The organism is Comamonas brasiliensis (genome assembly GCF_018292285.1).
Taxonomy (GTDB): Bacteria; Pseudomonadota; Gammaproteobacteria; order Burkholderiales; family Burkholderiaceae_C; genus Comamonas; species Comamonas brasiliensis.
Window position 1 is genome coordinate 354,905 of sequence record NZ_JAANES010000006.1, and the last position, 15,203, is coordinate 370,107.

A 15,203-nucleotide genomic window follows, 5' to 3' on the forward strand; every position below is an offset into this window, starting at 1 on the left:
CACCTTGCCCGGCCGCTGAGCCATGAATACCTACACGCCGAGCCTTTCCAGACCGCTTCTACCGGCAGGCCGGTTGCTGCGCGCCGCCCTGCTTGGGGCCGCAGCAGCCGCCTTGCTGCTGCTGGCCGTCGTGTCCGGCATAGCGATTGGCGAGACCGATATCTCCGCGCGCATCGTGTACCAGGTGCTCGCAAATCAAATGCTGGGCACCAGCTACGTCATAGACCCCATCAATGCGGGCATTGTCTGGAATTACCGCCTGAGCAGAGCCCTGGTCGCAGCCAGCTGCGGGGCCGGGCTGGCCGTCTGCGGCGTTGTTCTGCAGTCCCTGCTGCGCAATGCCTTGGCCGAGCCCTACCTGCTGGGCATTTCAGCAGGTGCTTCCACGGGGGCCGTGCTGGTTTCGGTCGCCGGCCTGGGGGCGGGCTTGGTCTCGATGAGCACCGGGGCTTTCCTTGGAGCGGTTTGCGCATTTGCCCTGGTGGCCTTGCTGGCCCATGCCGCTGGCAATGGCGGCCTGCGTAATGGCGGGCAAATCGTGCTGGCCGGCATTGCGGGCTCGCAGCTGTTCAATGCGCTGACATCGTTAATCATCACCAAGTCCGGCAGTGCCGAGCAGGCGCGCGGCATCATGTTCTGGCTGCTCGGCAATCTGAGCGGCGTGCGCTGGCCCGATACGGTTTTGACGGCTACGGTGGCTATGGCAGGAGTGCTGGTGTGTCTGATGCATGCCCGCTCTCTGGATGCATTCACCTTCGGCAGCGAATCGGCCGCGGCACTGGGAGTACCAGTGCGCCGCGTGCAGCTGACCCTGCTGCTGGCAGCTGCCTTGATGACAGCCGTCATGGTTTCCGTGGTCGGAGCGATTGGCTTCGTGGGCTTGGTGATTCCTCATGCGGCCCGTCTGCTGGTTGGCGTGCGCCATGGGCGCCTGATCCCGGCCAGCGCCTTGATCGGAGCCATCTTCCTGATTGCCGCCGATGTGGTTTCACGCACCCTGATCAAGGGACAGGTTCTGCCCATTGGCGTCATCACCGCCCTGGTCGGCGCCCCGGTGTTTGCCGGCGTTTTGCTCAGAGGCAGAAGAGGTCACGCATGACGCCTGACACCCTCGCCAAGCCGGACATGGTCGCGCTTGAAGCATGCGATATCAGTTGGAAGGCGCGTGGCACAGCCATTGTCCAGCAGGTCTGCCTGCAAGTGCAGCCGGGTGAAATGCTGGGGCTCATAGGGCCGAACGGCTCGGGTAAATCCAGCCTGCTGCGACTGCTATCCGGTGTGCTCAAGCCCAGCTCGGGCGAGGTGCTGCTGGGGGGACAGGCACTGCAGCGTCTGCCAAGGCGTGCCGTGGCGCGCCGGCTGGCCTTGGTGGCGCAGGACGCCGACACCCTCGATGCCATCACCGTGGCCGAGGCCGTGGAGCTCGGGCGAACGCCCTGGCTGTCTGCGCTGGCTCCTTTGTCGGCCGCCGACCAGCGCATCGTCAAAGAGGCGCTGCGCGATGTCGGCCTGCTATCCAAGACAGGCAGCCGCTGGAACACCTTGTCGGGCGGCGAGCGCCAGAGAGCACATATTGCACGGGCCCTGGCGCAACAGCCCCAGTTGATGCTGCTTGACGAACCCTGCAACCACCTCGATATCCACCAACAGCTGTCGCTGATGCAGCTGATCCGGGAGCTTCCCATCACCAAGGTGGTCGCGCTGCACGACCTCAACCAAGCCATGGCCTGCGACCGTCTGGCCGTCATGCATCAGGGCCGCCTGGTTCAGCTGGGCAAGCCCCTGGAGGTGCTGAATCCGGATTTGCTGCAGCAGGTCTTTCAGGTTCAGGTGCGCGCCTTGCTGGATCCGGAAGACGGCAGCCACGTGCTGCGCTTTCAAGCGATGGCCAGTCACTAAAACCGAAAGTTCCTCATGTCTGCTCCCAGCTCCATCCGTATTGCCGCATTGCTTGCCTGCGGTTTGTCAGGGCACTTCGCCGCGGCAGAAACTGTCGAGATCAAGATGCTCAACCGAGGTCCTCACGGAGCCATGGCGTACGAGCCCGAATTCGTCAGGATCGCAGCAGGCGACAGCGTCAAGTTCCTCGCGACCAGCAGCGGGCACGATGCAGTATCCATCCCGGGGATGGCGCCGGCAGGCGCGACACCCTTCAGAGGCAAGACCAATCAGGAAATCACGGTCACCATGACCGAGCCAGGTCTTTACGGCGTCAAGTGCCAGCCCCACTATGCAATGGGCATGGTGATGCTGATCCAGGTCGGCGACAGCCCCTTGTCCCAGCTATCCGTACCGGATGATGTGCCTGAACAGGCAAGGCAGCGCTTCCAGGACATCGCTGCACGCGCCCAGACCGCATCTCGAGCATCCAGAGAGCCGCACCATGGCCAATGAAATCCGGCCCATCGGGCCTGCAGCCGCCACTGAAAAGATCCATCCGATGAGAGCCCGTGTTTTTCGTCTTTCTGCACTGAGCGCTGCCATGCTATGCGCCAGTGGTGGCGCTGTTGCCGGAGCACAAGATGACGCCAAAGGCTTTATTGAGGGCGCTGCATTCCATATGCAAAACCGCATGCTGCTGGAACAGCTTAACTACCAGAAAGGAAGCAGCTTTCGTGCGGCCAGCGGACAAAGAGGTCAGACACTGGCCCGAGAATCGGCCTACGGCCTGATGCTCAATTACGAATCGGGCTACACGCAGGGCGTTCTCGGCCTGGGGCTCGATGCACATGCCTATGGCGCCGTCAATCTGGGGACGCAGGCCGAGCATGCACGGGCAACACCTCGCTATGTGGCCAAGGATGGGCAAGAGATTGCGGATAGCTTTGGTCGTGCCGGCGCTGCACTGAAAGCTCGAATCTCTTCCACGGAACTGAAAGTGGGCGAGATGCGGACCAAGACACCGATCTTCAGTTCGTCCGATACCCGATTGCTGCCTGAAAGCAATCGGGGCTGGCAAGTCATCAGCAGAGACATCCCCACACTCACGCTGCAGGCCGGGCGATTTACCGGCTGGGCCGACCGCAATGCGCGCAAGAACGGCGCCGACTTGCTGGGCAACTACTCGGGCGTAACCAGCGGCTCCTTCAGCTTTGTAGGTGCAGCATGGAACACTCCCGTTCCACATCTGACGCTGAGCAGCTACTACGGACAATACGCGGACAACTGGAACACCGCGTACCTGGGAAGTTTTTACAAGCTTCCTCTGTCAGACAAGCGTGCACTGTCGTTCAATCTGAACCTCTATCGCAGCACCGATACCGGAAGGGCCAGGTCTGGCGAGATTGACACCACCACCTGGAGCCTGATGAGCAGCTACGTCGCAGGCGCTCACAGATTAGGTCTCGGCTACCAGAAGGTCAACGGCAACAATCCGTTCGACTATGTGAACCGCGGCTCCATCTGGTTGGAGAATGCCATGCAGCTGTCCGACTTCAACGGCCCGCGCGAAGCGTCCTGGCAACTCAAATACGATGTGGACCTGAGTTCCATCGCCACCCCGGGGTTGAGCGCAGGCGTCGCCTACACCAGAGGCTCCGGAATCGACAACAGCCGTCTCAATGCCGTGTATGCCAGCTACCTCGGCTATTCGGGAACCCAGGGCAAGCACTGGGAACGCGACCTTCTGCTCAGATACACGGTGCAGCATGGGGTGGCGAAGCATCTGAATTTGCAGCTGCGCTACGGCGTGCATCGCACCAACAAGGCCCAGGGCGAGGCCAATATGAATCAGCTTCGACTACAGGCGGAATTGCCGTTCAAGATCCTGTAGACCGGGACAAGTCCGGCAATCCAGCAATTCGTTGGGACTGCGTTTCGGGCAAGCAAAAAGCCCCGGCACTGAGGCCGAGGCTTTGGAATTGGCGCCAGGGGTCAAGCCATCTTTCAGTGCTACAACCAGAACCCAGCGCTACGCATCTTGCCTTTGAAATGTGACAGCCAGATGGCAAAGATCTCAACCCATTAGCGGCAGCCTGCACAAGCCGCCCTCTTGCAGAGGCACCCGCAATATTGATCACGCCGGCCTGACTCTGGCTGTCTGGCACTCTGCCGCGTTCCGTCTGTCGCCCTCTCTTGCCGGCCTGCATGCCTTGGTCTCGGCGTTCATGGCCGGCTCTTTGGCCTTCACTTCATCAGCCCTTAGTCCTCAATTTCAAAGGGTTATTTGCGAACGATTCTCAATTGCGTTTATGATTCATCCCATGGTGCAGCGAATCGCTGTACCGCCTCTTCATCGTGGGGCGCTGACAGGCACGGGCCTGCAGCGTTTTAGCTAGCCAGCGGCCCTCTCCTATTAGCCAAGCCTTTTTTCCACGATCAAGCCTCTCAGCTCTGCAGCAAGCGCTGCTGCGGTCCTGCAGTCCTTGCATGACCAACTCCCACCTGGGTGCCAAGAGCGCATTAACCTCCATAGATCATCCTGTGCAGCCTTTCAGCCGCGCGATGCGCAAGGGCCAGCCGCCCGAGGACCATCTCTGCCAGCGCCGCGACTCATTACGATTTGCGCATAAAAGAGCAATGCTTTATAATCTCTGGATTGCTGCGCGGCACTTGCCCTGCGCAGCATCTCTCAGGCAGATCTCACGTTGCCCACGCTCGGCTCCATACAGCCAGAGCATTCCCTGGCAAGAAGCATGAGCCACCCGCAAGCGGGCTGGCTTATTTGATCCCGACTCATCAGAGCCGGATTCCTTCATTTTTCATTGGACGGCATGCCCTGCCCAGGGTTGGTGCCGCCCGTTGACTCGATATGCACACAGAACAAATCACAGAGCGTGTCGGCAACTACATTGTGACTGCCCTCACCCAAATGACTCACTCCGGCAAGGTTGCTGCAGCGGTTTCCATCCGTCGCGGAACCTATGACCGGATTTTCAGATTTATCCGCCAGTTCGACACCCCGGACATGGCCAGCAAATATGCACTCGCCGAAGGGCGCAGCATGGTGCTGGACAACCAGTTGAACTGACCTTTTTGTTGAAAGGAAATGTTTTGGCCAAAGAAGAATTGATTGAAATGCAAGGCAGAGTGGACGAAGTTTTGCCGGACGCCCGTTTTCGTGTAACGCTGGACAACGGCCACCAGCTGATTGCCTACTCCGGCGGCAAGATGCGCAAGCACCGCATTCGCGTGCTGGCAGGCGACAAGGTAACGCTGGAGATGTCTCCCTACGATCTGAACAAGGGTCGCCTGACCTTCCGTCACATCGAGCGCTCCAACAACAGCAATCCCGCGCCGCAGCAGCGCCGCCACTAAGCATCAGCAGTGGATCTGGTGGAGGCCCCGACCACCAGCTTCGGCGCTGCGCAAGCGCCCGCTCAGCAGCAGCAGCATCGCGCCCACATCAGGGCTTTGGCACCGGAATTCGCTTGAGGCAGGCTCGCGCCACCGGGCGGCAGATGCTGCATCACACCCGGAGTCGGCAGTCAGCCTTGACCGACACCCTCAGGCATGCGGAAGCCGGAGCAGCAAGACTGCAACCGGCCTCACCCCCACTCCCCCTCCAAGAACTCTGCGCCCCATGGCATGGCTGCTACCGCCCTGCCGATGGTGCCGCACTGTCTGGCAATCAGGGCCATCATCGAACTGACCTTGCAGGCATTCCGGCGCCGCGGCCCGGGAGGAATGCCTGGACCCGGAAGCCATGGCATTCACGGGTTCGTGTCTACCGTGGTCCACGTCAAAACAGCCTTCGATGAAAAGCTACTCAATACATAGCTTCTTCCGCTTTCCAGCTCTAAATTTCAGATAGAAAACAGTCTGAAATTCCCGTATTTCGTGCACAAGGTGCTCATATTTTTTACAAGCATGGAACGACAACCCACGCTCAAGGCACAGCCACAGCGCGAATTGCGCTCATGAATTGATACAGTCTCGTCGGTGCATTGCGCTTATGCTCGCAGCGTTTTGAACACCGATGCAGCCATGGCTCCAGCCTTGGACTGCCCTACCCAGAATGAAGAAAACCCTTGCTCTTGTCTCCATCTGCCTGCCCATGGCGCTGATTGCCACACCTCTGACCAGCCTGGCACATGACCGCCATCATCACCATCACCACAAGCGCGAGCACAAGGAAGAGTACTGGGATGGCCAGTGCAAGGTGGAGCGCAAGTGGAAGAGCAATGGCGAGTACAAGGAAAAGCGCAAGTGCAGGAGCCGTCCTGCGGCCTACCATGCGCCCCAGCCCGTGTACATAGCGCCGCCCCAGCCGGTCTATGTCGCGCCGCAACCGCAGGGGCTGGTGATTGATTCGCGCATCGTGCTCAGACCCTGAGCGGCTATTCGTCCAGCAGGCTGACGGCCTCTGCCGCAATCAGATCCCAGACCAGATGCGCGACGGGCGATAGTTCACGCTGCTGGCGCTTGACCAGCATGATGCTGCGCTGCACCCGGGGCACCAGGGGACGGCTGACCAGGACCGCACTGCCAGCCGCTGCGGCAGTGGCGGCCTGAGCAGCCCAGGCCGAAGGAATGGCGAGACGCGGCACCACGCTCAGACCCAGACCCTGCTGCACCATGCTGTAGATGGTGGTCGTATGCCCCACCTCCTGGACCACCGATGCAGCCGCGCCATGGGCCTGCAGCGCGGCATCGATCAGGCGGCGACTGCCCGATGCATGGTCCAGCAGCACCAGGGACTCGCCCGCCAGCTGTGCCCAGTGCACCTCTTTCTTGCGTGCCAGGCCATACGAGGAAAGACAGACCAGACAAAAGGGCTCGGCCAGAATGGTCTGCGCATGCAGATCCTGTTTCTCGGAAGGGTCGATCACCACGCCAAAATCCACCTCGCCGCTGCGCACGCTGAGCAGCACATCGCTCTGAATGCGATCGAGCAACTGGATGTTGACGCCCGGCGACTGCTGCCTGCCGCGTGCAATGCATTGCGGCATCAGGTGGGCGGAAAGCGTGGGACTGCTGGCCACCTTGACCCGGCCCTTGCGCTGTGTCGCCAGGCCCTGCACCTCCAGCAGGCAGGCATCCAGATCCTCCAGCACGCGCGAGAGATTGCCCAGCAGCAGACGCCCGGCTTCGGTCAGCTCCACCTCACGCGTGGTGCGATGCAGCAGCAGCAAGCCCATGGCTTGCTCCAGATCCGTCACGTTGCGGCTGACGGCAGGCTGCGTCAGGGCCAGGGCGTCGGCGGCGCGGCTGAAACTGCTGCTTTGGGCCACCGCCACAAAGGCACGCAATTGACGCAGACTGATATTCATATCAAAAAATTATAGGTCTATCGAATAAATCCATTTCTCTTTTAAATGGATTGCGTGTCCAATACGCAGCCATCGCGCACCGACCCGGTGCCTTGCATGGATGGCTTCAGCTCAAGAATATGTCTCGCCCCCGCTTTCTCCCCGATAACTTCACGCTGGCACTGCTTGCCACCGTCATCCTCGCCAGCTTTCTGCCCGCCTCGGGCCAGGTGGCTGAATATGTGGAACTTGTCACCACCGGCATCGTCAGCCTGCTGTTCTTTCTGCACGGCGCCAAACTCTCGCGCCAGGCCATCCTGGCGGGCATAGGCCACTGGCGCCTGCATGTCTGGATCTTCATCGCCACCTTTGTGCTGTTCCCCGTTCTGGGGCTGGCACTGCGCCCAGTGCTTTCGCCCCTGGTCACCACCGAGATGTATATCGGCGTGCTGTTCCTCTGCACCCTGCCCGCCACCGTGCAATCGGCGATTGCCTTCACCTCCATGGCGCGCGGCAACGTGCCTGCCGCCGTGTGCAGCGCATCGGCCTCCACCTTGCTGGGCATTCTGGTCACGCCGATTCTGGTGAGTCTGATCCTGCACAAGAATGCGGAAGGCGGCGATGCATTGCATGCCATTGGCAAGATTGCCATGACGCTGCTGCTGCCCTTTGTCATCGGCCATCTGATGCGCCCCGTGATCGGCGGCTTCCTGCAGCGTCGCGCTTCCATCATCAAGCTGGTGGACCAGGGTTCCATCCTGTTTGTGGTCTACGCCGCCTTCAGCGCCGCAGTCATCAGCGGCCTATGGAAACAGACGCCGATTCCATCCCTGCTGGGCTTGATCGTGCTGTGCTGCATTCTGCTGGCCGCCGTGCTCTTCATCACCACCTGGGGCGCACGACGCCTGGGCTTCAGCAAAGAAGACGAGATCACGCTGGTCTTCTGCGGCTCCAAGAAAAGCATGGTCAGCGGCATTCCCATGGCCAATGTGCTCTTTCCTGCCGCGTCCGTGGGCGCGATCGTGCTGCCGCTGATGCTGTTCCACCAGATTCAGCTCATGGTCTGCGCGGTGCTGGCACAGCGCTATGCCAGGCGAGTCCAGATTGCCGATCAGACCACGACCCATTAGGATCCCATGACCCACAAAAAAGGGGCGCCTCATGCGCCCCTTTTTTGTGGGTTGGAGAATCCGCCGTTTCAGACGGCCAGCGTCAACGCGTTTTGCCGGTGCAGCAGTTGCGCAGTCTCCGCATTGACGGAGTCGTTGACCATAACCTGGATCCCCAGTCCTGTCGCAGTCTCGGCGATGGCTTGCAGCAGATGCAGGGCACCCGGGCTCTGGGCGGCCTGCTCCGAGAACTCGCTGCCCAGCTTCACATAGCGCAGCGGCAAGGTGTGGAGCTTGGTCAGGCCCATGGGCTGCTGATCCAGGCGGCGCAGTCCCACGCCGACACCGGCCAGCGCCATGGCCCGGCAGAATTCGGCCACCTCATCGGGATAGGCCGTCAGTCCATGCGCATCCAGTTCCAGACAGAGCAGGGACAGGTGATGCTCCCACTTCTGTGCACTCAGCTCTTCACGCAGTCGACCCAGGAAGTCGGGCTGGGCCAGCGATGGCAAGGAGATTCGAATGACCAGCTCGCTGTCGTTTTGCTCAAGCCACGCCGCCCCAAGGGCCACCGCTCGCAAATCGAACTCTGCCGACAGGCCCAACCGCACGGCCACCGGCAGGAACAGAGACCCCATCAAGGTCTCGCCGGAAGCCGTGCGCAGCGAGAGCGACGCTTCGCCGCGCTCCTGCATCCCGTTTCGACCCTTGAATTGCAGCGGCTGAACCGACAGGGAAAGCGCATCCTGCGCCTCCAGGGCCGCAATCAGCATCTGGCGCCACAAGGTTTCTCCAGCCAGATCGGAAACCACTTCATCATCGCCGTAGGCCACATACTCCACTTCGGCCTGGCCCGAACTCTCGGCACGCATCAGACCGTAGTCCAGCCGTGCAAGCACGCCAGTCACCGAGCTCGATGCCGAGTAGTCCGTCAAGGCAAAGCTCCAGCGGCACCACTGCCCACTGCTCAGGGTCACGCGCATGGACAGCAGCACCTGCCGGATCTGTTGCACCAGCGACATGGCCTGGGGCCCCGCCAGGGCCGGCATGAGCACCACAAAGTCCGAGCCATTGAGGCGGGCCAGTTGAGCCTTGCAGTCGGCATGACTCTTCAGCACCTGATTGACCTGCTCACCCATCGCCGCCAGCCAGGCATCGGCGCTGGCTCGCGACATCTGCGCATTCAGGGCCAGCAGATCGCGCTGGCGAAACAGCATCACATGACCATGCGCCGCCAGACCATCGGCTCCGCTGAGCGCGCGACGCAACTCATTGACGAAATACTTGCGGTTAGGCAGCTGGGTGACCGGATCGCGATTGACCTCGATCTCCAGCGACTCGATACGTGCCATTTGCTCCAGCGCCGTTGCCTGCACCCGCTCACGGGTATCCGCAATGGCGCTGAGCACCGGTACCAGCTCGGCCACTGCGGCCTTGGCGGGCTGCGCCGATTCCGCCTCATCCGGCTGGCGGCCAATCGCCTGAACCTGCGCCGAGATTTCCTGCTGCAAGACCTTGCGGAACCAGCGAAACAGCAAGACCACAAAGAAAGCCCAGGCCAACCCGGCCAGCACGACCACTCCCGCCAGACGCACGCTGCTGCCCCAGAGCGCCTGGCTGGCATAGCTGTCGTCCACCACCAGCGTCAGCTGCCCGACCTGCTTCCAGCCATCGCTGATCACACGCTCGGCCTTGGGCGAGCGCAGCGGCAGCATCTCGACAAACCATCGCGGAGCAGCGCTTTGCCTGGGCTTGGCTGCAGCGGCAGAACTCTCGCTTGTGCCGTTGTCGCGCCGGCGCTCGAACAAGGTCTCGCCCTGGGGCGAGGCCAGTCGAATCAGCTTGAACTGTCCGCCGTCGAACAAGGCCATCATCAGCAGCTCCTGCGTGACCGGGTCCTGATTGGCCGGCTGCGACAGAGACAAGGCCAGCGACGAGGCGGCATTCTCGCTCTCGGACTGCAGCTGCCCATCCAGATACTGGCGCGCGGCACCAATGCTGAACGCCAGGGTGCCGATCAAGATGGCCACAATGGCCACCGTCACGCTGATCAAAAGTTGTTTCAACAACGACATCTTGCTGCCTTATCTGTGTCGACCATTCAATATGGCTTCGCTGCCTGCACTGCGGAACATGGCATTCATGGCAAAAAACCTTCCTGCTTCATGCGCGCCAGCAGATCGCGCCAACGCGTAATTCGATCCACTGACGTGGTCTGTGCACCCGCGACATAGACTCCCTGGGCATTGAAGCTGAACACGGGAGTCAAGTCCTTGCGCTGGCTGGCCGGCATGATGTTGTCCAGCAGGCTGTCCAGCACCAGCGGCTCGGCAGCAGGTGTCTCGTAATAGCCCAGCACCATATGCGCAATGCTCTGCGTACTGCCCACGCCCCCCAGGCGCGCGCGTACATAGATCAGGCGCAGTTTCTCTACCGCCACCCCCAGGCGCTGCAGCGAGAAATACTTGCCAATCACATAGTCCTCGCAGTCTCCCGCCCCCTTGCCCAGCGTCTCCAGCGGCGTGGCCCAATAGTCGGGCTGGGACCAGAGCATGCTGTCCTCCGATTGCAGCACCGCGCGATTCCAGAAGGTATTGACGGCTGACAACTGCTGCTGCAACGGCCTGTCTTTCTGAGCCTGCAGCATCGCCAGCCACTGCCCCAGCCTCTGCACACCGGCACCGCCGTAGCGCGACTGCATGCTGCTCTGCAGCCGTTCACTGTCGAAATCCAGCGCAACGGCTTCAAAGCCCTTCTGCAGCGCCCAGCCCCCGACAATCGCCGAGCCATACAAAAGCATGCCTCTGCGCGACAGACGCTGCGTTCTTTCCACGGAATGTGGAAACAGTAGGCTGGGCAAAGTGCTCAATCGAGTTGCAGGAAGAGCAAGCGCCCAAGACAGAATCTGCTTGAAACGCTTGTGAATATTGTGATAGGCGCTATGAATCTTGATAGTTCCGGAAGAACACGGCCAAGACTCGACGCTCACAAATGTAACCAATCATGCAAGCTCTGAAAACGACCTGACGATCGCAACCGGGCAAGGCAGCAGAAGACTTGATATTTCAAGACTTCTGCCGGCCCTCGCCGGGCCCTTCTATCAGCTGTGGTCGATCTTGAGCTTGCCCTGATCTATCAATTGCTTGATCAGCGCATTCTGATCATGGCTCGTGCCCACCAGATCCACGCCCTCGACCAAGATCTTCTGGTTAAAGCCATTACCATTCGCATCGAGTGCGCCAGCCGTCGAGACCTTGATCACCGTATCGATGGTCTTGCCATCGGCTTCGGTGCGGGTCTCAAGGTGCAGGAACTTGCTCAGATCACTCGAGGTCTCTTCGCCTTGCAGCAGATCGCCCAGATCGAGTGCGTCCTTACCCGAGGCACCGAAGTTCTTCACCACATCGGTGACAGGACTCGACACCGTACCCGCATCGCCCTGGTGCCAGATGAACAAGTCGTCTTCGGCCGTGCCCAGCAGCGAGTCGCCGGACGAGGTGCTGTGCACTTCATGGCTGCCGGTATCGCTAGCCATGCGGGAAGCAGCCAGCGTCGTGGCACCCGGTCCGGTCGCGTCGATGCTGATGTCCAGGCTTGCCGTATCGGTATCGCCATCGGCCTGAGTCAGCTTGTAGTCGAAATGTTCGACCTTGCCTGCTCCGGCTGCGCTCGCGGTCGGCGTGTAGGTGTAGGAGCCGTCGGCCTTGATCAGCAACGTGCCGTAGCTGCCAGTGATTGTCGTGCCGCCCGATGCCGCATTGACCCAGGTCGAACCATTGAACACCGAAAGCGTCGATGTCTCGCCCAGAGTGCCCAGCGTGTCATTGGACGTGACCGAGCCGGTGACGGCCGTGCTGCTCCAGACAATAGTGTCCGGGTTGGGAACGTTGGCCGTGAAGTCATCGAACGTCACCGCAGCATCCGTGCTGTTGCTGTTTCCCTCATGCACTGTCAAGAGAATGCGATAGGTCGCGTCCGCTTCAAGTGCCGTCGTGGTGTAGGTGCCCGTTCCGGTAATGACGCCGGAGTTGGCTTGCCCGGGAACAGCAGACCAGGTTACCCCGCCATCGGTGCTCTTGTAGAGCGTCCAGTTCACAGAATCACTTGAGTTGCTCGCATTGCTGAAGCCTGTCACCTTGAACTGCAGCGTGGTCCCCGCCACGGTCGAGGTGTAGATGGGCGTCACCGCCTTGGCATCACCGCTCGCTCGGCCGTTATTGTCGGTCAGCACCAAGCCCCCGCCGGTGGAGATACCGTCCCAGGTCGTGCCATTGACGGAACTGACCAGCCATTTGGTATTCTCGCCAGACTGCCAGTTGCTGCTCGAGAGATTCGAGTCAGTCTTGTACAGGCGGGTACCGGTGGTGTTGTCGAACTTCCAGGCATTGCTCTCGCCGCTGGTGAACGTCGCCAAGTCTTTCGATGTCGGCGCAGTCGCCACGCTCTTCGATGTCAACGTTGCACTGTTGGTATCGTCGACTGCATCCGGCTTGCTGGTGAAGCTCGCGCTGCCGTCCGCCGTGCTGCTGCCGTCGGCAACTACTGCAACGACCTTGATCTCATTGACTTGCACATTCTCAGGGACGGTCATGTTCAGACCGGTGATGGTGACAGCCTTGGTAATGGGATCAATGCTCACCGAGTAACTGCCGTTGCTGACCAATGGCAGGGACCAGTGAGTCGCATCAATCTGGGTTCCTGCGGACAGCGTGACGCCCTTTGGTACTTCCACAGTCACCTTCGTGATCGTCTCGGAATAGTCCACATCCTGAGGAGTGGCCGTGATCGTGACCGGATAAGTCGTTGCCGTCGTATAAGTCACCTTGTTGATCAGATAGTCGTCATCCACACGCGGTGCGTCAAAGACGATCTGGCTGATGGTGCTTCCTGCGGGCACACTCAGTTTGAACTGCGTATCCACCTTGTCGGTGCCACCCTTGACGAATCCATAAAGACCGCTGGCCGCATTGACAGTGCCATCTGCGTTGTATCCCAGTACAACGGGCTTCTTCGCCTCGTCAAACATTTGATAACGCGCCCACTCTCCCGAAGCCAACCAGGCAAACTGCACCGTGATGGCCGTCACAGGTACATTGAACTGAATAGCCAAGGATTCAGAACCTGTCGAGCTGCGTCCAATTTCAGTCGAATCGCCGGACGCAGCGCCAACCACACCAAAACCATCGTGATCCGTTCCGGTCACGACACTCACCGACCCCTTCGAGCCATTGATGTTGTAAGCCGTGACGGTGTGGCCCGCATTTGAGCTGTTCACGCTGGTAGCAGTGATCGACGTCGTAACGGGCGTCGACCCTGCTCCCACATTCACCGTAACCAAGGGAGTATCCGCAACTGGAGTCACATTAATGTCCAGCGTGCTGGTCACTCCTGTATTGGTGGTGTAGGTCACGGTCGGAACCTTGCCGCTCCAATCGCTGCTTGGCGTAAAGACATAGCCGCCATTCGCTGCCACAGTGATTGTTCCTACAACCTTGCCCGCATCCATCACGCTCACCGAGCTGCTACCCACGCTGTAGGTGACTCCGTTGACGGCAAAGCTTGCAACGACAAGAGTTCCACCCGAGACATAGCCCTCATCGTTGAGCAGCACATTGCCTGAAACAGCGTGGTCCTCCGTCGTGGTATTTATGTCAGGGAAAGCGTCATTGGCTCCGTTGATGGTGATGGTGATGGTGCTGGTGGCCGTGCCGTCGGCAGAGGCGACGGTGTAGGTCTCGACGATGGACTGGCCTGCCTTCAGGAACTGCACGGCGGCATTGTCGACCTTGTAGGTGTAGGTGCCGTCGGCGTTGATGGTGACAGCGCCCAGTTGGCCGCCCGCGTAAGTGCTGCCGGTGAACTTGAGGCTGTTGGTGTTGAAGGTGGACTCACCAGTATCGGCATCGGAGATGGTNACCGCACCGTTGACGCTGAGCTTGCCNCCGGAGACNCCNNNGTCCTCGNTGACCGACTTGGCATCNTTCGTCACCGTNGGCACATCGTTGGTGCCGTTGATGGTGATGGTGATGGTGCTGGTGGCCGTGCCATCCGCAGAAGCGACCGTGTAGGTCTCGACGATGGACTGGCCCGCCTTCAGGAACTGCACGGCGGCATTGTCGACCTTGTAGGTGTAGGTGCCGTTGGCGTTGATGGTGACCGCACCCAGTTGGCCGCCCGTGTGCGTGCTGCCGGTGAACTTGAGGCTGTTGGTGTTGAAGGTGGACTCACCAGTATCGGCATCGGAGATGGTNACCGCACCGTTGACGCTGAGCTTGCCGCCGGAGACGCCNGTGTCNTCGGTGACCGACTTGGCATCGTTCGTCACCGTCGGCACATCGTTGGTGCCGTTGATGGTGATGGTCAGCTCTGCCGTGGAGGTGTCGCCATCGGCATCGGTGATGGTGTAGCGGATAGTCTCGGTCAGGCTTTGGCCGTCAGTGAGAGCCTGAACTGCCGGCAGGCTGTTGTTGAGCTGGTACGACCAAGTTCCGTCTCCGTTGTCCACGAGCTTGCCGTACTTAGCGTCGCCAGTGGTGATTACCGTCGTGACTGCATCGGCACCGAGTGTGTCGTTGCCCAACAAATTGCCGGTGATGGGGGCAGTCGTGTCTTCCGTGACGGAGGCCGTGTCGGGCTTGGCTTCGGGGGCCGTGTCGGTGATGAGCACGACCAGGCTGTCGGACTTGCTCTGGTTGGCCGCATCGGTGACGGTGACCGTGAAGCTGTCCTTGACGGAGTCGTCGCCTGCGGTGTGGTCCTTGGCCGTGCCGTCTTGCTGGTAGCTATAGCTGATCTTGCCGGTGCTGGCGTCGTAGCCGGTCAGCGTGAGCTTGCCTTCGGTGCCGGTGATGACACGCGGGGTGGTGCCCAGTGCTTGCAGCTCGGCTGCGGTGAGCGTGACGTT

At 60.6% G+C, this 15,203-nt stretch carries 12 protein-coding genes; 8 read left to right on the forward strand and 4 right to left on the reverse strand.

Features of this window, described 5'->3' with window-relative positions:
* Positions 1-22: 22 nt before the first annotated feature.
* The 7 genes from DJFAAGMI_RS22490 to DJFAAGMI_RS22520 all read left to right on the forward strand — a co-directional run bounded on the left by DJFAAGMI_RS22490 (position 23) and on the right by DJFAAGMI_RS22520 (position 6,274).
* The gene (locus DJFAAGMI_RS22490) at positions 23-1,099 is read left to right on the forward strand and encodes a FecCD family ABC transporter permease (RefSeq protein WP_211459295.1); all 1,077 of its coding nucleotides are present in this window, start codon (positions 23-25) and stop codon (positions 1,097-1,099) included.
* Complete coding sequence (locus DJFAAGMI_RS22495; RefSeq protein WP_211459297.1) at positions 1,096-1,899, forward strand: ABC transporter ATP-binding protein; 804 nt, start codon at positions 1,096-1,098, stop codon at positions 1,897-1,899. The genes DJFAAGMI_RS22490 and DJFAAGMI_RS22495 overlap by 4 nt, the downstream gene beginning before the upstream one ends.
* Before the next feature lie 15 nt (positions 1,900-1,914).
* Complete coding sequence (locus tag DJFAAGMI_RS22500) at positions 1,915-2,394, forward strand: pseudoazurin (protein WP_211459299.1); 480 nt, start codon at positions 1,915-1,917, stop codon at positions 2,392-2,394.
* Between the two features lie 88 nt (positions 2,395-2,482).
* A complete protein-coding gene (locus DJFAAGMI_RS22505) occupies positions 2,483-3,772 on the forward strand; it encodes an OprD family outer membrane porin (protein ID WP_283245808.1) in 1,290 nt (429 codons plus the stop codon).
* A gap of 978 nt (positions 3,773-4,750) precedes the next feature.
* Positions 4,751-4,969 (forward strand): hypothetical protein, encoded by a 219-nt coding sequence (locus DJFAAGMI_RS22510; RefSeq protein WP_003053604.1) that lies wholly within the window; start codon positions 4,751-4,753, stop codon positions 4,967-4,969.
* Positions 4,970-4,992: 23 nt separating this feature from the next.
* Positions 4,993-5,256: a translation initiation factor IF-1 gene (gene infA / locus DJFAAGMI_RS22515; protein WP_003061434.1), complete on the forward strand. Its 264-nt coding sequence runs from the start codon at positions 4,993-4,995 to the stop codon at positions 5,254-5,256.
* A 700-nt stretch (positions 5,257-5,956) separates the two neighbouring features.
* A complete protein-coding gene (locus DJFAAGMI_RS22520; RefSeq protein WP_043008290.1) occupies positions 5,957-6,274 on the forward strand; it encodes a hypothetical protein in 318 nt (105 codons plus the stop codon).
* A gap of 4 nt (positions 6,275-6,278) precedes the next feature.
* Here the strand turns inward: DJFAAGMI_RS22520 and DJFAAGMI_RS22525 are convergent, their stop codons facing one another.
* Entirely contained in the window at positions 6,279-7,211 is a 933-nt protein-coding gene (locus tag DJFAAGMI_RS22525; RefSeq protein WP_211459303.1) for a LysR family transcriptional regulator, read from the reverse strand.
* A gap of 119 nt (positions 7,212-7,330) precedes the next feature.
* Between DJFAAGMI_RS22525 and DJFAAGMI_RS22530 the strand changes: the two genes are divergently transcribed.
* Positions 7,331-8,320: a bile acid:sodium symporter family protein gene (locus DJFAAGMI_RS22530; protein WP_211459305.1), complete on the forward strand. Its 990-nt coding sequence runs from the start codon at positions 7,331-7,333 to the stop codon at positions 8,318-8,320.
* A gap of 68 nt (positions 8,321-8,388) precedes the next feature.
* On the opposite strand, the gene DJFAAGMI_RS22535 is transcribed toward DJFAAGMI_RS22530, so the two are convergent.
* From DJFAAGMI_RS22535 to DJFAAGMI_RS22545, 3 genes are all read right to left on the reverse strand, one after another.
* Positions 8,389-10,374, reverse strand: coding sequence for a bifunctional diguanylate cyclase/phosphodiesterase (locus DJFAAGMI_RS22535; protein ID WP_249334707.1), 1,986 nt, complete (start codon positions 10,372-10,374; stop codon positions 8,389-8,391).
* A gap of 65 nt (positions 10,375-10,439) precedes the next feature.
* Entirely contained in the window at positions 10,440-11,099 is a 660-nt protein-coding gene (locus DJFAAGMI_RS22540; protein ID WP_249334710.1) for a transglutaminase-like cysteine peptidase, read from the reverse strand.
* Positions 11,100-11,399: 300 nt separating this feature from the next.
* A complete protein-coding gene (locus DJFAAGMI_RS22545) occupies positions 11,400-14,966 on the reverse strand; it encodes a beta strand repeat-containing protein (RefSeq protein ID WP_472924650.1) in 3,567 nt (1,188 codons plus the stop codon).
* Between the last annotated feature and the right edge of the window lie 237 nt (positions 14,967-15,203).